Source organism: Agarivorans sp. MS3-6, from assembly GCF_054112545.1.
On sequence record NZ_CM134202.1, the window covers coordinates 1,088,122 to 1,104,680 of the forward strand.

The 16,559-nt window shown below is 44.7% G+C and carries 18 protein-coding genes; 8 read left to right on the forward strand and 10 right to left on the reverse strand.

What is annotated here, in order from left to right; genetic code table 11:
• Window positions 1–2 precede the first annotated feature (2 nt).
• From ACVFI8_RS05000 to ACVFI8_RS05020, 5 genes are all read right to left on the reverse strand, one after another.
• Window positions 3–1,343: a Na(+)-translocating NADH-quinone reductase subunit A gene (locus tag ACVFI8_RS05000; RefSeq protein WP_248714556.1), complete on the reverse strand. Its 1,341-nt coding sequence runs from the start codon at window positions 1,341–1,343 to the stop codon at window positions 3–5.
• A 285-nt stretch (window positions 1,344–1,628) separates the two neighbouring features.
• Complete coding sequence (locus ACVFI8_RS05005; protein ID WP_457873228.1) at window positions 1,629–2,240, reverse strand: TRAP transporter substrate-binding protein; 612 nt, start codon at window positions 2,238–2,240, stop codon at window positions 1,629–1,631.
• Window positions 2,194–2,700, reverse strand: a complete 507-nt coding sequence (locus tag ACVFI8_RS05010; protein ID WP_457873229.1) for a hypothetical protein — start codon at window positions 2,698–2,700, stop codon at window positions 2,194–2,196. Before ACVFI8_RS05010 ends, ACVFI8_RS05005 begins: the two co-directional genes overlap by 47 nt.
• Before the next feature lie 50 nt (window positions 2,701–2,750).
• Window positions 2,751–3,056 carry a BolA family protein gene (locus ACVFI8_RS05015; RefSeq protein ID WP_248714554.1) on the reverse strand — a complete coding sequence of 102 codons (306 nt, stop codon included), beginning with the start codon at window positions 3,054–3,056 and terminating at the stop codon, window positions 2,751–2,753.
• A gap of 18 nt (window positions 3,057–3,074) precedes the next feature.
• Window positions 3,075–3,662, reverse strand: a complete 588-nt coding sequence (locus ACVFI8_RS05020) for an alpha-ketoglutarate-dependent dioxygenase AlkB family protein (protein WP_248714553.1) — start codon at window positions 3,660–3,662, stop codon at window positions 3,075–3,077.
• Window positions 3,663–3,761: 99 nt separating this feature from the next.
• Between ACVFI8_RS05020 and ACVFI8_RS05025 the strand changes: the two genes are divergently transcribed.
• From ACVFI8_RS05025 to ACVFI8_RS05040, 4 genes are read left to right on the forward strand one after another with little or no spacing between them, the layout of a single operon-like run.
• Entirely contained in the window at window positions 3,762–4,904 is a 1,143-nt protein-coding gene (locus tag ACVFI8_RS05025; protein WP_457873230.1) for a methyltransferase, read from the forward strand.
• Between the two features lie 22 nt (window positions 4,905–4,926).
• Window positions 4,927–5,508, forward strand: coding sequence for a YajG family lipoprotein (locus tag ACVFI8_RS05030; RefSeq protein ID WP_457873231.1), 582 nt, complete (start codon window positions 4,927–4,929; stop codon window positions 5,506–5,508).
• Complete coding sequence (locus ACVFI8_RS05035; protein WP_248714550.1) at window positions 5,505–6,083, forward strand: peptidylprolyl isomerase; 579 nt, start codon at window positions 5,505–5,507, stop codon at window positions 6,081–6,083. Before ACVFI8_RS05030 ends, ACVFI8_RS05035 begins: the two co-directional genes overlap by 4 nt.
• A gap of 29 nt (window positions 6,084–6,112) precedes the next feature.
• A complete protein-coding gene (locus tag ACVFI8_RS05040; protein ID WP_457873232.1) occupies window positions 6,113–7,474 on the forward strand; it encodes an AmpG family muropeptide MFS transporter in 1,362 nt (453 codons plus the stop codon).
• Between the two features lie 6 nt (window positions 7,475–7,480).
• On the opposite strand, the gene ACVFI8_RS05045 is transcribed toward ACVFI8_RS05040, so the two are convergent.
• Window positions 7,481–8,737: an RNA polymerase sigma factor gene (locus tag ACVFI8_RS05045; RefSeq protein WP_457873233.1), complete on the reverse strand. Its 1,257-nt coding sequence runs from the start codon at window positions 8,735–8,737 to the stop codon at window positions 7,481–7,483.
• Complete coding sequence (locus ACVFI8_RS05050; RefSeq protein WP_248714547.1) at window positions 8,725–9,066, reverse strand: YciI family protein; 342 nt, start codon at window positions 9,064–9,066, stop codon at window positions 8,725–8,727. The genes ACVFI8_RS05045 and ACVFI8_RS05050 overlap by 13 nt, the downstream gene beginning before the upstream one ends.
• 268 nt (window positions 9,067–9,334) lie before the next feature.
• On the opposite strand from ACVFI8_RS05050, the gene ACVFI8_RS05055 reads away from it, so the two are divergent.
• Window positions 9,335–10,318, forward strand: coding sequence for a TDT family transporter (locus ACVFI8_RS05055; RefSeq protein WP_457873234.1), 984 nt, complete (start codon window positions 9,335–9,337; stop codon window positions 10,316–10,318).
• Window positions 10,319–10,367: 49 nt separating this feature from the next.
• On the opposite strand, the gene ACVFI8_RS05060 is transcribed toward ACVFI8_RS05055, so the two are convergent.
• Window positions 10,368–10,850: a YajQ family cyclic di-GMP-binding protein gene (locus ACVFI8_RS05060; protein WP_248714545.1), complete on the reverse strand. Its 483-nt coding sequence runs from the start codon at window positions 10,848–10,850 to the stop codon at window positions 10,368–10,370.
• Between the two features lie 81 nt (window positions 10,851–10,931).
• Here ACVFI8_RS05060 and ACVFI8_RS05065 point away from each other — a divergent pair, with 81 nt between their 5' ends.
• Genes ACVFI8_RS05065 through ACVFI8_RS05075 form a run of 3 tightly spaced genes read left to right on the forward strand, consistent with a single transcriptional unit; the run spans window position 10,932 to window position 12,725 of the window.
• Window positions 10,932–11,291: a VanZ family protein gene (locus tag ACVFI8_RS05065; RefSeq protein WP_248714544.1), complete on the forward strand. Its 360-nt coding sequence runs from the start codon at window positions 10,932–10,934 to the stop codon at window positions 11,289–11,291.
• Complete coding sequence (locus ACVFI8_RS05070; RefSeq protein ID WP_457873235.1) at window positions 11,273–12,172, forward strand: 2-dehydropantoate 2-reductase; 900 nt, start codon at window positions 11,273–11,275, stop codon at window positions 12,170–12,172. The genes ACVFI8_RS05065 and ACVFI8_RS05070 overlap by 19 nt, the downstream gene beginning before the upstream one ends.
• On the forward strand, window positions 12,165–12,725 hold the full coding sequence (locus ACVFI8_RS05075; protein ID WP_457873236.1) for a DJ-1 family glyoxalase III: 561 nt from the start codon (window positions 12,165–12,167) through the stop codon (window positions 12,723–12,725). The genes ACVFI8_RS05070 and ACVFI8_RS05075 overlap by 8 nt, the downstream gene beginning before the upstream one ends.
• Window positions 12,726–12,799: 74 nt before the next feature.
• Here the strand turns inward: ACVFI8_RS05075 and ACVFI8_RS05080 are convergent, their stop codons facing one another.
• Together ACVFI8_RS05080 and ACVFI8_RS05085 are read right to left on the reverse strand one after the other, a co-directional pair.
• On the reverse strand, window positions 12,800–13,546 hold the full coding sequence (locus tag ACVFI8_RS05080) for a carbonic anhydrase (RefSeq protein ID WP_248714541.1): 747 nt from the start codon (window positions 13,544–13,546) through the stop codon (window positions 12,800–12,802).
• A gap of 198 nt (window positions 13,547–13,744) precedes the next feature.
• Window positions 13,745–16,399, reverse strand: coding sequence for an alpha-amylase family glycosyl hydrolase (locus tag ACVFI8_RS05085; RefSeq protein WP_248714540.1), 2,655 nt, complete (start codon window positions 16,397–16,399; stop codon window positions 13,745–13,747).
• Window positions 16,400–16,559 lie beyond the last annotated feature (160 nt).

Consider the following 16,559-nt stretch of genomic DNA (forward strand, 5'->3'; position numbering starts at 1 on the left):
GCTTAACCTTCCTTCTCAATCTTGGTCAAACAATCACGAAGTACGCTGCCGTATTCGTATTTGCCAGGGCAAACAAAAGTACAAAGAGCTAAATCTTCTTCATCAAGCTCCAAACACCCTAACTGCTGCGCACTGTCGGTATCGTTTGACAACAAATCGCGAAGTAACAATGTTGGAAGAATATCAAGCGGCATCACTCGCTCATATTGACCAATTGGCACCATTGCTCGAGAACTACCACCAGTGGTTGTAGTGAACGGGAACAATTTGCTCTTATTTAGGCCTGAGATAAATATGCGCGCTAGAGAGAATTTATTAGTACCAGGCACAGCCCAACCCATAAATTCTTTTTCATAGCCTTCTTCTAAAGCCACGACTTGTTGATGGTATCGGCCAACAAAAGCATGAACTCCAACAGCATGATTACCTAGCAGTACACCACCTGAAATCACTCGATGTTCACCATCGACCAATTCACCGTCAATTAACTGCTGAATGTCTGCTCCCACTTCGGTGCGGAGCAAACGAGGCTCTTTTACTACAGGCCCTGCTAAAGCAATCACACGTTGATTGTACAGTTTACCGCTTGTCACTAAATGACCGATAGCAATCACTTCTTGATAGGCAACAGACCATACTGTGCGTTGGGCACTAGCAGGTTTAAGAGTATGGATGTGGGTGCCGGCTAAACCCGCTGGGTGAGGGCCTGCAAATACATGTTCCTCTACTCGAGCAGCGTCTGACTGAGGTAAACTGTAGTCACCTTTACAAACGAAGACCTCACCATCAGTTAAGCGAGACAAAACACGTAAGCCGCTAAGATAAGCGCTTTCGTTTTGCTCAATAATCACTTTAGGATCAGCCGCAAGGGGGTTAGTATCGATGGCGGTAACAAAGATAGCTGAAGGTGTTGAGCCTACAGCAGGTACTTTGCTATAAGGACGAGTTCTAAAGCCAACCCATTGGCCAGACTTCACTAACTTGTCCACAATCGTTGAGCGCTCAGCGCTATCGATTTCTGCATCGCTTAAAGCGCCAAAATCTATGCTATCGCCTGTTTGTTTTTCAATAACAACAGACTGCAATACACGTTGGGCACCACGGTTAATTTCTTGAACAACGCCAGCGCTAGGTGCTGTAAACACCACTCCGGGGTTCTTCTTATCTTCGAACAACGCCTGGCCTTGGCTTACCACATCACCCACTCGCACTTTCATAGTTGGGCGCATGCCCACATAATCTTCGCCGAGTACAGCCACTCTGGTAACAATAGACGCGTCTACTATTTGCTGTATGGGACCGCCTTTAATAGGCAGATCTAATCCTTTTTTTATTGTAATCATACTCTCTTACACATGTGTTGGGTCGGAAGACGAGCGATGATTTCCGTTTAACTTTTGCACTAAAAAATAAGTACTCAACTAACAAGTCATAGACAATTAGCTAACAAGCCACAGAAATCGTGTGTATTCTAGCACCAATTAAACCTATTTCTCCAAAGAAAAAGGCCAAAAATATAACCTATTCGACTTAAGTGTTAGAGGTTTGTTAACAGAGTTAAACCATCAGCTAACTATTGAGCAAACCAACCTTAAGTCTAATTGTCATTTTTAATCACTACACCCAGCCTATTCTATGGCGGCCGGTAGCAATTCAATTTGGTTATATTTTTTAACGCCGAATTGAAAACGCTGGTAACTATTTAAAACTTTCTCAAAAAATGGATCCTTTGCCGCCAACTGTTCCAGCACAGTATTACTGAAGCCTTTAAGCTCCTGCAATATTTGTGGAGAGAACGGCAACAGTTCAACGCCGTGTTCATTTGCCAGTACATCTAATGCTTCAATATTGTAGGCAACATACTCATTTAGCGTAGCTTGATTAACCACTTTAGTGGCATTTTCCACAATTCTTTGCAAGTCAGCAGGCAATGAAGCCATCGCCTTGCTATTAATAATAAACTCTAAGGTAGTGCTAGGCTCATGCCAACCGGGATAATAATAGTATTGAGCCACCTTATGAAAACCAAAGGCTAAGTCATTGTAAGGGCCCACCCACTCTACAGCATCTAACTCACCCGATTGTAACGCTGTATACAATTGTCCTGCGGGCAAATTGATAGCCTGCCCTCCCGCCAACTCCAGCACCTTTCCGCCTAGACCCGGCAAACGCATTTTTAGGCTTTTAAAATCACTAATGGTGGTGATTTTCTTGTTGTACCACCCCCCCCATTTGCGCATCGGTATTGCCACCTGGAAAGGGTATCAGATTGTGCGGGGCGTATAATTCGCGCCATAGCTCTAAGCCACCGCCTAAATATAGCCAGGCATTTAGCTCTTTGGCCCGCATGCCAAAAGGTACCGAACTAAAAAAAACCGTAGAGGGTAGCTGATCCTGCCAATAATAAGCAGCACTATGCCCCATTTCGGCCTCGCCTGCCGATACCACGTTAAAAACATCCAGTGCAGGATATAATTCACCCGCGCCATAAACATTTATCGCTAGGCGACCGTTACTCATGGCGTTCACTTCTTCAGCGAAGCGGTCGGGGGCAGATCCCAAACCCGGTAAATGCTTGGGCCAAGACGTAATTAAGGTCCAAGTAAAATCAGCGGATTGCTGTTGTGAATCGATACCTTGGCGATCATTGCAAGCACTTAAAAATACACTAAACAGAACAACCTTTACATATACCCGCATTAAACATTCCTTATTTGATGCAGCAATTGTGTGTAGCTTCAGCTATTAGTTTAGCTGCCTCCGCGACATTGCGGTGAGTCTGGTGTCTGTTGTTGCTCTGCCCATTGGCTTGAAGTGTAAGTGTGCATAGCTAAAGCATGAATGTCATTTTTTAACTCTTCGGCTAAAACTTGATTGACAGCTCGGTGGCGCTGCAACAATCGCTTACCCTCAAATTCATCGCTGACAATCGTAACTTTGAAATGACTTTCAGATCCAGCGGGCACGTTATGCATGTGACTTTCGTTTTTCACCTCGAGATAGCGAGGTGAAAATTGTTGCTGTAGCTTTTCATTGATGAGTGTTTCAACACGCATAGTTTGTCCCTGTAATATTTAGCTCACTGGCATTGTATAACGAAACGTAAAATTGATCCTTGGCTGTTTCACTCGCAAGGCTTTGGGCAAACAATGCTGCCACTGCTGTTGGCATAATCGGTTCATAAGCAATAGATCACCACTCTCCAATTGATACTCTATTTTTTGCTTATCCGCTCTATGGCGAAACAAAAAGCGTCGCGATGCCCCTATACTCAAAGAGGCGATTATCGGTCTTGTTCCTAGCTGTTTTTCATTGTCGCTATGCCACCCCATGTAGTCGCTACCATCACGGTAGTAGTTGAGCAGCACGCTGTTGAACGGTTGCTTTGCTTTTTGTTGTACCGCTAACTTTATTGGCAACAAAAAGCTGGGCCAAGGCAAAGGTTTACGCCATTCGCCAGAATAACGATAGGCTGTATCAGCGTCCCCTACCCAAAGCGATAAACGCGGCTCTAAGCAAGATTTACCAAACATCTTGATGCTGTGTTGTTGCCATGGCAGTTGTTGACGCATCTTTTGATAAACCAAAGCGGCACTCTCGGCGCGCAGCCAATGCTGGTAATGAACCAGCTGTTTTGTTGCAATGTCTTCTGTTAGCGCCACTTACCACAACCTAGATTCTACAGGGGTGTTACTTTAGTTTAGCCTTCAACTTAGTTACACTGCAGCCACTATTCAAGGTCCGTATCTTACAAATCCACTATGAGTCAAAATTTGCAAATAAACACGCTCAATTTACAGCTCTCTCGCTACCCCCAAGCAGCCTCTAGCGATTTACGAGCTTGGAATGCTGCCGACGAATTACTGGTAGAGTTTATAGATAACTTGGATGAAGCGCCGGCAACTATTTTGCTGCTTAACGACGAATTTGGCGCTTTGGCCTGCGCCCTAATGGCCCATTATCGTTTTGCCAAGACGAACATATACTGGCTAAGTGATTCATTTGTTGCCCGGCAAGCACTGATGCAAAACCTGCATGCTAACCAACTAAACAGCGATCAGCGTTTAACAATCCTTGCTAGTACCAGCGCTATGCCAAAAGCTGATTTGGTGTTAATGCGCTTACCAAAAAGCCTGAACTATCTAGAACAACAGCTCATTGGCCTACAAGCCAGCTTGTCCGCAGAGTCACAATTTGCTTGTGGGGCGATGTTGAAAGGCCTGCCAAAATCGGTATTTGGTTTATTTGAAAAACACATCGGTAACGTCAGCACCTCTCTGGCTAAAAAGAAAGCCCGCTTACTATTTGGTCACTACACTGGTGTACAATCAACATCGCCCTATCCTAAACGTTGGCAAATTGCCGATTATCAATGGCAACTCAATGATCACGCTAATGTGTTTTGCTTTGGCAAACTGGATATAGGTACACGTTTTATGCTGGAAAATTTGCCACAAGGCGAATTTGAATCGGTCATCGACCTAGGTTGCGGCAATGGTTTATTAGGTTTACGCGCTCTAAGCCTATACCCAAGGGCTACTGTCAGCTTTTGCGATGAATCTCTGATGGCGCTAGCATCGGCAAAAAACAACATAAACCTAAACCTACCAGAGCAACTTGAACGTTGCTCATTTAATCATGATAATGCGCTGCAACATCAAGCCGACCAAAGTGCCGATTTGGTGCTGTGCAATCCCCCCTTCCATCAACAAAACACTATTTCAAGCCATATCGCTCAGCAAATGTTTACAGATGCCAAACGTTGTTTACGCTCCGGCGGCAAGCTGATTGTGGTCGCCAATCGACACTTAGGCTATCACCCACTACTAAAATCTTACTTTGGCGGTTATAAGTTGCTGGCGAGCAATAACAAATTTGTTATTCTGAGCAGCACTAAGCGTTAAACAACCCATTAAGGTGGACTACTTGAACAAGCAATTATTATTGCCAGCCCTGTTGCTAGGCGGATTATTAGGGCTTAGCGCCTGCAGCAGTACGCCCCAGCAAGTGCAGTTAACCCCGCAGATTCAACTCGATGGCGTGCCGCAACATTCAATTATTGCAGCCATCAAATCACAAGATCTTCGTCCTAATCGCTTTTTAATCAGCATTCATCAACAGGGTGAAGAACAAGCTGAGCTGATCGCCAGTGGTGATAATCTGCGTCAAACGATCGAGCTACAATTATCCGCTGCTTGGCAGCAGCAAGGCTTGGGTTTTGTACCTGAATCGCCAAACACCATCACTATCGACATACTCGAACTGGCTAGCGAAGTCGAAGAAAGCAGCGTAAAACATACAGCAAGCTCTACCATGCGGCTTAAGGTCACCGTTGATACGCCGCATAAAACCTTGGCCAAACAGTTTCGTTCTACCCACACCAACGAAGGCGCGTTCTCGGTTAATGTAAATAAACAAGCAGTAGCCATGAGCCAACAGCTTTCTGAATTACTGACTCAAATAGTCAACGACCCCCAACTAATTGAAGTTTTGGAGTATCAAAAATGAATTGGCGTCTAATTCGCAGTACCTTTATATCTTTATGTTTAGGCCTAGCAAGTCTTCCTAGCTTGGCGCAAACGATAAAGTTTGTGACTAACCAAGGTGAGTTTGAAATGGCGCTAAACGCAGAAGCCGCCCCAAAAACAGTCGCTAATTTTCTACGTTATGTTGAAGACGGCAGTTATAAAGGGACTTTATTTCATCGCACTATCCCCAATTTTATGGCGCAAGCGGGTGGCTACTCGATCAATTACGAGCAAATTGATGTATACAATCAAATTGAAAATGAATCGAAAAATGGCTTGAGCAATAAACGAGGCACCGTCGCCATGGCCAGAACCAACGCGCCTCATACTGCAACTCGCCAGTTTTTCATCAACGTCATCGACAATGCCTATCTTGATGGCAGCCCTAATAAGTTTGGCTATACCGTATTTGCCGAGATAACGTCAGGTATGGACATCGTTGATAAAATTGTAAACCAACCTACAAAAACTGGTCCTATCCCTGGAATGCGTAATGTTCCCATGGAAAAAGTCATTATCGAAGATGTTGTAGTGGTTGGCGCAGAACAGCCTTAACCCCGTCCCTAAATCAAACCGAGTAATAAATGAACTCATCGCTAAATTGGTCACAAACCTTACGTTCTTATTTAGATAAGAGATTGCTTTGGGTATTTATGCTCGGTTGTGCCAGCGGATTTCCGTGGGTACTCATTGGTTCCAATATGTCAGGCTGGCTCACCGATGCAGGTTTATCCCGCTCAGCTATCGGCTTCTTCGGCTCGGTATTTACGGTTTACGCCATTAATTTTTTATGGGCTCCCTTAGTTGATAGAGTAAAGCTTCCCGTATTACATGCTTGGCTCGGTCAACGCCGCAGTTGGATCTTCCTCTGTCAGGCCATTGTATTAATCTGTACCTTTGGCATAGCCCAATTCGACCCTGCCAATAGCTTGATGTTTACGTCTTTATTGGCCCTATGCATCGCCACGGCATCTTCTACTCAAGACATTGCCATTGACGCTTACCGAATCGACACTTTCTCTAATGGTGACTCACATCAACTCCCACAAGCCTCAGCGATGGCAGTTATTGGTTGGTGGACCGGTTATTCGCTGCCCGGCTACCTTGCCTTTGTCAATGCCGATCAAATTGGCTGGAACGGCGTGTACCTAGGCATGTGTTTTATCGTGGCGCTGTTAATGCTGTTTACAGTATTAGTTAAAGAACCCGTTACTAACCGTGACGCGCTGCAGCAACTAGCCGAAGCTCGCCATGCCGAATATCTTGGAACTAAATCCCCCTTAGTCGCTTGGCTAACCGTAACCGTAGCCGAACCCTTTCTCGACTTTTTCCGTCGCAATGGGGTACGCGTAGCCATTACCCTGCTGTTATTCGTCTTTTTGTTCAAAATTGGCGAAGCCTTCTTGGGAAGAATGTCGATCACCTTTTACCGTGAAGTGGGCTTTAGTAATGAGCAAATCGGCTATTACTCAAAACTAATAGGCTGGGGAGCAACCGTATTATTCACCTTAGTCGGCAGCGCCTTTAACGTGCGCTTTGGTATAATCAAAGGTCTAATTATTGGTGGCGTGGCAATGTCTGCCAGTAATTTAATGTTTGCCTGGATAGCCTCAACTGGCCCTAACGAACAGCTGTTTTTAGCCACTATTATCGTAGACAACTTTACCAGCGCATTTGCTACAGTGGCCTTTGTGTCATTTTTAACCGTTCTTACAGGCCAAGCCTTTTCGGCAACGCAATATGCACTGCTGGCGAGTTTAGGAAACCTAGGACGAACAACGCTGGCTTCTTTCAGTGGCAGCTTAGCCGATTATTTGGAGTCGTGGCCGCTATTTTTCATACTGACAGCGGTGATGGTGATTCCGAGTCTAATCATGCTAATAAGCTTGCGTGGTTACTTCACTAAAATATTGCAGCATAACGAAGACAGTAAACGGAACGCTTAACCGGCTTTAAGTTTTGTTGGGCTGCAAGCGCCTGCGTAACAACTGCCTAATACTGTGGCTAGGTGCTGCTTGTATTGCCAGTTTGGCATTTCTAGCAGCGGATGCGTTATCCCCGCAGCGGTATTGCAAATCAGCAACTACCGCATACCAATGATAAGACTGCGTCAACCAACTAGGAATATCGGCCAATTGCAGGGCTTGTAAGCCTGCTGCTGCGCCCTGCCACTCGGCCAATGCTATCGCCTTATTCAAACTATGCATTGGCGATGGTGCGAGCTGCTCTAAAAGTTGGTAACAATCGACAATTTTATGCCAACGAGTTTGCTCGAAAGAGCCGGCCAGACAATGCTCGGCTGCAATACTCGCCTCCAGATGATAACGGGATAGTCGCTCACCTTGCGCCGACTGTTGTAGATAAGCAACCGCTAGGCTTATTTGCGATTGACTCCATAGGCCTCTATCTTGCTCGGCCAGCAATAATAACCCCGAATCATCTTGCCGAGCATTCAGTCTGGCGAGATTAAAATACATCAAGGCTAACAAGGCATAACTATCAGGTTTATCTCCCACTCTACTGTCAGCGAGTAAGCCAAGTAAACGGGTTGCTTCTTCACACAAATCTTGACGAATAGTGTGATCGACATGAGATGACAAATAACCTTCAGTAAACATCAGGTATAACACACGGTATACGTTGTTTAACCTAGCCTTCATGTCTTGGTCGCTCAAATGGTCTACATCTATGGCTTGGTTTTTCAGATACAGCTTTGCGCGGCTGAAACGTTTATAGGCATTGTCTTCACTTATATACAAACGTATCGAAGCCTCTTTGATGCTAAACCCACATAGGCTTTTTAGGGTAAACACTAACTGTGATTCAGGGGGGATTGCATCGTTACAGGTTACGAACAACATGCGTAACAATGCGTCACTTAACTCTCCGGCTAGTGGTGGTTCTGGAAACTCTTCTTGAAGATTTTCAATGCTGATAGAAAAAGCCGACTGTTTGTCTGCTTGACGCTGCCTCGAACGAAACTCAGACAATAGAAAGCGATGAGCGACCTTATACAGCCATGCTGAAGGGTTATCGGGTATTCCATCTTTACGCCAATGATCTATCGCTTGCACCATTGACCACTGCACAGCATCTTCAATCAACTCGACACCCGCTATTCCAAATCGACGCACTAATAACGCCACAAGTTGTCCATACTCATGGCGAAATAAGTGGTCTATTTTTGAAATGTGGCTCAAAGGCGACAAATTTCTCTAATCTCAATACTGGTTCCTTCATTACCGACCATTGGGCTAGCTTGTATGACGGCTATAGCCTGCTCCAAACTTTCGGCACTTAATGTCATATAACCTCCGATAATTTCTTTTACTTCCATAAAAGGGCCATCTTTTAAACTATCCTGCTGCACCACCGCTCCACTCGCCCCCAGCTTGCTCCCCATATCTAAAATATTGTCGGCAAACTGTTCCTGCCAAGCCTGATACTTAGCAAACATCAACTCCATGTCCGCCGGAGAAGGCTTTTCACAACCACCAGAACTACTGCGCAGAAGACACATATATTGTTTATTGCTCATAATTTAACTCCTTTAAATGTTATGTTCAGTCAGCCAGTTAAACGCCTCTGACACACTAATGACGCCTGGGCGTTAATAAGTTGGACAGATACATAAAAAAACTCACTAAACCTAAGCCGTGATACCAGATAAAAACAATCTAGAGCATTAAGCCTACTCACTGTCGTTAATGATGATTTATTAAGCTTAGAGAAAATGACAAAAAGCTTTCAAGTATTTTCATGTAAAATAGCCACTGGCTGGTAAGTACATTGATTAGGCCAAACACATGTCTCATTCTGCGCGACCATTTGGAGAGCTATCTAGGGTGTCATTGATAACCGCAAAAATTTTTTCTTACCCTACTGCACTGGCGGGTTTAGCGCTGGCAATAGCCAGTTTAGGGCTAACTTGGGAAGGCTTGCTTGAGTGGAATGGTGCGATACAGCATGCTACCGCGATAATCGCCGGCCTATTGTTACTGCCAATATTAATTAAGTTTGTACTTAAGCCTTCACTGTTTTTTAAAGAGCTCGCTCATCCCGTTGCTGGAGCTATGCTACCGGTCATCACCATGAGTATTATGGTAATGGCCAAGTCATTGGCAGATATTGAGCAAAACTTAGCAGTAGTTGTCAGCTTTTCAGCCTTCGTGATTCAAATTGCGCTGTTTGTGGCCTTTAGCTATCAACGCTACCAAGACTTTCAATTAACTCAACTAATCCCTTGTTGGTTCATCCCTCCAATAGGTTTGGCGTTATTTGTGGTGGTAGCACCTATCGCTTTACCACAAACCTTAAAGGCGATTATTTTGTATGGCGCGCTCATCGCTTACTTAATGTTATTGCCGCTAATTGTTTACCGACTTTACACTTACCCTATACCCGCAGAGTTAAAACCCCTTTTGGCGATTATGGCAACCCCCGCCAGTTTAATCTTGTTGGGCTTTTTGGTTTCAGGTTTACCTTTAACAATCACCTTAATGGCTCCGCTTACCTTATTGGCCTTGGTGATGACAATCGCCGTTTACTTTGCTTTGCTATCCCTGCTGAAATTACCCTTTAGTCCTAGTTATGCGGCTTTTACTTTCCCACTAGTGGTAAGCGCTACCGCTTTATTTAGTCTTAAGGGGTTTCTACAAGAGCAAGTGAATGGGTCTCGTTGGCAAATATTAGCAAACGTTGTGCCCAACTTAGAGTTAATTATCGCAACAAGCATGGTGCTATATGTAGCGGCTTGCTATATCAAACATTACACCTTAACTCGCGCATAAAAAAAGCCGCTCTACGCGGCTTTACAACAACTCATACGCTAAACAATAGTTAATCGCGAAAGTTCTCAAACTGAAATGGTTGGTCATATTCACCGCTGCGAACCAAGGCCATCGCCCCCTGTAAGTCATCACGCTTCTTACCGGTAACACGCACTTGTTCACCTTGAATAGAGGCTTGTACTTTTAGCTTGGCGTCTTTAATTTGCTTGACCACTTTTTTAGCCGTGGCTTGTTCTATACCATTTTTAAAATTAACCACCTGAGAGTGGGTTTTACCACTGCGAGTTACCTTGGCTAAGTCGATAGACTTAGCGTCTATGGAGCGCTTAACCAACGCGCTGCGCAAAATATTTAGCAATTGGTCTAGCTGAAACTCAGTTTCAGCGGTCATTTTAATAGATTCGTCTTTGTATTCGAAGCTCGCTTCTACTCCACGAAAATCAAAACGCGTATCAAGTTGACGAATGGCGTTATCACAAGCATGGCGAACTTCGTTAGCGTCTATCTCTGAAACAATATCAAATGAAGGCATGTTTTATCTCCCCTAAATTTTTTCCGTATGCGAAAATGTTTGCATTATATCCCTTTGTGGCCAAAAGAGTATTGTCGAGTGATGAGTAAAGGCGGATTAATCTTTCGCTGGTTGTTTTATGCCAGCTTATTGGTGGTATTAGTACTAGCCCTTTGGCCTTTGAGCATTCAAGGCCCCGTGGTGCACACCGATAAAGGCCTGCATTTTTTATGCTTTTTTATGTTGGCTTGGTTGTCACAATTAGCCGCGTTTAGCCGTTGGCATAGCTTTGGGCTACTGCTTGTTTTCGGCATAAGCATAGAGCTCGCTCAGGGCCTTAGCAGCTATCGACAAGCTTCGTGGTTAGACTTGCTCGCTGACGTATTAGGCACTATCTGTTATTTGGCTTTGAGCTTTAACTCTACATTTCAAAAGGTGAATCGATGTATCACTGCGCAATAATTGGTGCAGGTGCGGTGGGTGGCTTGTTAGCGAGTCACCTAGGCCAACAGCAAACCGTTTGTTTTATTGACTCAAGAATCGCTCAGCCGGCCCAATGCACAATTAAGGTTAACAGCTTAAGCCAAGGGAAGATTGCTTTTGAGCTAGCAATACTACCAGATGTGCCTCGCTGCCAATGGTTGATTATTTGCGTTAAAGCCCATCAAGTAGACGCCGCCATACAAAGCTTGGATCTCTCGCCCGCCACCAATATTTTACTGATGGTGAATGGCATGGGTTCACATCATCAAGTATTAAAACATGTCGATGAGCATCGCTTGTATTTAGCCAGTAATACCCACGGTGCATTAGTTAACCTTAAAAGTTCAAGCGTATTGAGCGTTGAACATACCGGTTTAGGTAAAATCGATGTAGGGACGTTCAATAAACAGCAATACCCTCCAGCCGAACTAGCCAGTTTACAAGCCTCTCTGCCGCCACTGCATTGGCACCCTGATATTTATCAAGCTTTATGGCTAAAGCTTGTGATTAACTGCTGCATCAATCCTTTAACTGCATTAAACAACTGTAAAAATGGAGAACTACTTCAACCAAACTACCAAGCTAAGCTTAAAGCCTTATGCCAAGAGTTAAGCCAAATAGCCTTGTTAGATGGCGTTGTTCTGAATTCAGCATTACTGCTCAGCACAGTGCGAGAGGTCGCCTTCAACACCGCCGAAAATTATTCATCAATGCAGCAAGACATAAGCCACCAAAGACTCACTGAAATAGACTACATTAATGGATATGTGGTGAGCTTAGCGAAAACTCACCACGCGGTTTGTCGACACAATGTTGCCTTAGTACAGCAAATAAAGTTATTGGAGAAGCAATATGAATAAAGTGATGGTGGCCATTGCACCCGGTAGCGAAGAAATCGAAGCCGTTACCATTATTGATGTACTGCGCCGAGCAGACATTGAGGTGGATGTTGTAAGCATTTGCCCACAAGGAAAACTAGAGGTGATTGCCTCGCGCGGGGTAAAACTCGTGGCTGACTATCCGTTAAGTCACATTACAGCCGCTAGCTATGGCATGCTAGTATTACCTGGCGGAGTACCGGGCAGCGAAGTATTTCGCGACTCCCCACAACTGATTGAAATTATTAAGCAACGCAATACTCAGCAGTGGTTAGCCGCTATTTGTGCAGCCCCCGCAGTGGTGTTGGCTCACCATCATTTATTAGCCAATGCCCAAGTAACTTGCCACCCCGCATTTCAACATCAGTTACCCCCTGCACAATTGTCAAACCAGCGAGTCGTGATTGATAGCACCAACCAGTTAATTACCAGCCAAGGTCCTGGTACCGCTATTGAGTTTAGCTTAGCCTTAATAGAACAACTTAAAGGTAAAGCTTGCGCTGAGTCGGTAGCTACGCCGATGGTGCTGGCTTAAGAGATCAACAACCTACAATAGCAAGCCATGCATGACAGGGCTTGCTACTTTTTCGCTTCAAAAAAGAGAACCGACTACTCCACAATTAAACGGGCATTAAGCGGCTGTACAGGGCGGTTATTGTTATGTCCCATTACTGCAGTAAAATCAACAATTTGCTGCTTTGAAGCGCTGACAGGTGTTTTAAGTACTAACCAAGTTACCCCTTCGCTACAAGGTGGTGTGGTTAACGAGCCATTAAAGCGGTAGTAGTCTTGATTGGCAGGCCACAGTGCTGCAGCACTAACCGGCGCTGTTAATGTGGCTTTATCACCTGCCTCAAGTGGTAGCTGAGCCCACGCTTTAGCCAATTCTTTATTAGCCTCACCTTGGGTAAACATTAAGGCTACCACCGCTAGCTGACCTTGTGCATCAGCATGTACAAAATGCGCTTCCAAGGGAAAAGACTGTCCTTTAACCGTATTTTCGCTAGGAGAGTGAAAGTGAAATTGTTTTAGCTCGAACTGCTGTCCGGCCAAGCTAACATAGCTACCAGGCGCATAATTCACTTGAATGCTATGGCCATTATTGAGTATTTTCTCGCCAGCCACTTCATAATTTGCTTCAAGCTTAGCAAGATCGCCTTTAGTGGTTTGACTAATATCGATAGGCGATTGATTTTTTCCGCTTGAACAGCGGGCAAATTCTGGTGCTAATTCGCCCCAATGCTCGGGCCCTTGGTGACCGGAATATCCCCAAGGTTCAGCGCTATCGCTAGCTGCCAAAGCAGAGAAACAAGTAAGATAAACTAACAAAGAGCTTTGAATCTTTTGGCGGTTCATTGTGTTTTTCCTTTAACTACTTAAAAAAGCAAAACAAATCCTTACTCGCCATTTTCAAGTAAGGCTGCGCACCAATCAAAGGTGGTAAATAGGTTTTACCACCTTAGTGATATAAAGATCAATATAGAAATATAAAATGCTTATAAAACAAAAAAGCCTTACACAGTAAGGCTAAATATTTAAACTATATCGTTACATTTATTCACTTAAGCTGAGAATAGGTAATTCATCCCAAATTTTGGCTTCATCAGCGTCGCCACCCGAAAAGTTCCATGGGCCGGCATCAGCCGCTAACGGGCGATATACCGCAGACAGTCCATCTAAATCCCACGTGCTCACATAGAAGCGAATACCATTTAGGCTTTCTGGTCTACCCAAAGCTTCGCTGGCAAAATCCAAATATATAATTTGATTTTCTTTATCTACGGTAACTTTGGGTGCCGGCGTGACTGCTTCCCCCCAATTGCTAGCATCAGCACCCTCAGCATTATAAATCGAGCTCTGCCAGCCAAATACCACCGCATTTCGGTTCCAGGTGCCATCCGGCATTGTGGCGTTTATTTTTGGTAATACCGTTTGAGTACTGCCTTGGTCTTCAGGTAAATCAATAAAGATTGAGAAACCAACATGATCAAAGCCATTGGGTGGTAACCAAGTATCGGTCAGTTTATCCATCACCATTTTTAAACGAACATTGCTGCCCACCGAGTAAACTTCGAGCTGATTTACTGCCAGTTGGCTGTTTACTTTGTCAAAGCTGGGATCTTCCGGTAACGAGTAAGTGCCGTTTGGCCCTCCGCTCCCTTGTTGCACATCAGCACTATCATCAATAGCGATATCAGGCACACTAGACCATGCTAAGTCAGAGGTGAAATGTACATCGGCTAAACCTGCTTGCTCACTGGGTGAGTAAATCGCGAAACGATGCTGTTGCTCACCGATGGCAAAGTGGCGAGTAGACAAAAGTGCAGACCAATCACCGTTGCTGTCTACCTCGATATTCGTGGCGGTGCTTAAATTACCATTAACCACCAACTGTAGCTCTGCATTTGGCTCGGCTTGGCCAGTAATCAAGGTATCTTGAGTCACTGTGCTGTCGCTCCAATCACCGTCTAGGCTGATGCCTAAGTCGGGGGTGTCTACCGCAGTACTAGTCGCGGTTTTGAAGTAAATTACTGCAGATTTTGCTGGTAGCTCTAAACTTATTTCCCCGTTGCCATCGGCGACTAAGCCTGCTGGTGCTTGTAGCCAATTGGCTTGAATTTTCTGCTCAAATACGGTGCCTTCCGCTTGCTCTACATCTAGGCGATTAAGCAACATCGGGACGTTCGCTGTGTTCATCACCACCAACACATCTTCGTCGGCTAAATGACGGGTAAAACTAAACACTCCAGCGCCCGATTTATCACTGGCAATCACCTTAATGTCACCACGGGTCATCACTGGATTTTCACTACGTAACTTGGCGAGATCTTGAATGAATAAGTACATCTCGCTAGTACTGTCAAAGGAGTCTTTTGAACTGGCATCTTCTCTATAACCGCCTTCAAACATAGCGTCGCGGCTAGCGCTCATAGCTTGCTCGGTACCTTGATAAATAACCGGAATACCGGGAATACTTAACATCGTCATGAGTGCTTGTTTTAAGTCAGCTTGGCTAGCTTGAGACAAAAACCGCGGCATGTCATGATTGTCGATAAAGTTAGGCATGATGTAAGGGTTTGGAAATAACTCCATCATCTTCTCTATCCGAAAGCGCAAGTAATCGGTAGGTTGGCCAGAAGCAAATACCCGTGTCATTGTGGTTTGCATAGGGAAGTTAAGTAAGGAGCCAAGCTGCTTATCATCTCCTTCACCCAAGTAGCTCAGCATTTTCTGTTCACCTTCGGTGTTATAGGCACTTGAGCTTTCAAATACTTCGCCAAAGGTTAAAAAGTTCTGCCGCCCAGTTTGTTCCGCCTGCGAGATGACGCCATCATCCGCATGCAAAAAATCAGTCCAGAAATCGTGGTCTACAAACTTAACCGTGTCGATCCTAAAGGCATCAACCCCCACTTCCCTAATCCATTTGCGATAGCTATCTTTCAAGTAAGCTCGCACGGCTGGGTCGCTAGTATTTAAATCATCTAAATCAGATAACTGCCAGTTTTTTTCCTGAACAGGATCGTTATGGTCGGTAATGCTTGGAGTCCAATGGAAGCTACCCGAACCATCGTCTTGGCAAGTATTTTGGTTTAGCGGAAAAGGGAGTGTCTGCCCATCGGCAAGTGGTTTTTCGATTAAGCGAAAGCCTTCACAAGGTATAGAAGCATCATATTCCCAAGGCTTATCATAGGTAAAATAATTGCCAACATGGTTAGTCACAATGTCCTGAATCAAATACATACTGCGGCTATGAACTTCACTCGCGAGGTGTTGATAGCTGGCTAAATTACCAAAATGCTCATCTACCTTTTGAAAGTCTCGCGCCCAATACCCGTGGTAGCCGCCATAATTTTGCTGGTTATCCCACCACTGGTTCGCCACAGGAGGTGTAATCCAAACAGAAGTCGCGCCCAACTGCTGAATATAATCGAGTTTGTCGCTCACGCCCAGCAAGTCTCCACCACTGAATTTCTTATCAGAGCTTGGATCATATTCACCATAACCTTGGTCACTCAAGCTGGGATCACCATTGTTGAATCGGTCGATCATCAAAAAGTAAATAATCTGATCCTGCCATTCAGGTGACGACACATGACTACCTGCCTGCTGACTTACTTCGTCGTCAGAGTTACAGCCAGACAGAGCTAAAACCACAGAAAATGACAAAATATTAATGGGTTTCAATATATGACTATTGAATAACAACATACTGCATTCCTTTATCTTTTATGTTTCGCCAAACAATAAAGGAATAGCCAGGTTAATTTAGTGTCATGACACGCCAAAATATTGGTAGTTGGATGCCAGCTTAATGATTACGTGAGCAAGTTAGCAGTTATTGACGCCAACGGTTAGGCTAACCATTACA

Coding starts and splice junctions, on each gene's coding strand:
- ACVFI8_RS05000 (WP_248714556.1), bottom strand. CDS start 1,343: ATGATTACAATAAAAAAAGGATTAGATCTGCCTATTAAAGGCGGTCCC.
- ACVFI8_RS05005 (WP_457873228.1), bottom strand. CDS start 2,240: ATGCGCAAATGGGGGGGGTGGTACAACAAGAAAATCACCACCATTAGT.
- ACVFI8_RS05010 (WP_457873229.1), bottom strand. CDS start 2,700: ATGCGGGTATATGTAAAGGTTGTTCTGTTTAGTGTATTTTTAAGTGCT.
- ACVFI8_RS05015 (WP_248714554.1), bottom strand. CDS start 3,056: ATGCGTGTTGAAACACTCATCAATGAAAAGCTACAGCAACAATTTTCA.
- ACVFI8_RS05025 (WP_457873230.1), top strand. CDS start 3,762: ATGAGTCAAAATTTGCAAATAAACACGCTCAATTTACAGCTCTCTCGC.
- ACVFI8_RS05035 (WP_248714550.1), top strand. CDS start 5,505: ATGAATTGGCGTCTAATTCGCAGTACCTTTATATCTTTATGTTTAGGC.
- ACVFI8_RS05040 (WP_457873232.1), top strand. CDS start 6,113: ATGAACTCATCGCTAAATTGGTCACAAACCTTACGTTCTTATTTAGAT.
- ACVFI8_RS05050 (WP_248714547.1), bottom strand. CDS start 9,066: ATGAGCAATAAACAATATATGTGTCTTCTGCGCAGTAGTTCTGGTGGT.
- ACVFI8_RS05055 (WP_457873234.1), top strand. CDS start 9,335: ATGTCTCATTCTGCGCGACCATTTGGAGAGCTATCTAGGGTGTCATTG.
- ACVFI8_RS05060 (WP_248714545.1), bottom strand. CDS start 10,850: ATGCCTTCATTTGATATTGTTTCAGAGATAGACGCTAACGAAGTTCGC.
- ACVFI8_RS05065 (WP_248714544.1), top strand. CDS start 10,932: ATGAGTAAAGGCGGATTAATCTTTCGCTGGTTGTTTTATGCCAGCTTA.
- ACVFI8_RS05070 (WP_457873235.1), top strand. CDS start 11,273: ATGTATCACTGCGCAATAATTGGTGCAGGTGCGGTGGGTGGCTTGTTA.
- ACVFI8_RS05075 (WP_457873236.1), top strand. CDS start 12,165: ATGAATAAAGTGATGGTGGCCATTGCACCCGGTAGCGAAGAAATCGAA.
- ACVFI8_RS05080 (WP_248714541.1), bottom strand. CDS start 13,546: ATGAACCGCCAAAAGATTCAAAGCTCTTTGTTAGTTTATCTTACTTGT.
- ACVFI8_RS05085 (WP_248714540.1), bottom strand. CDS start 16,399: ATGTTGTTATTCAATAGTCATATATTGAAACCCATTAATATTTTGTCA.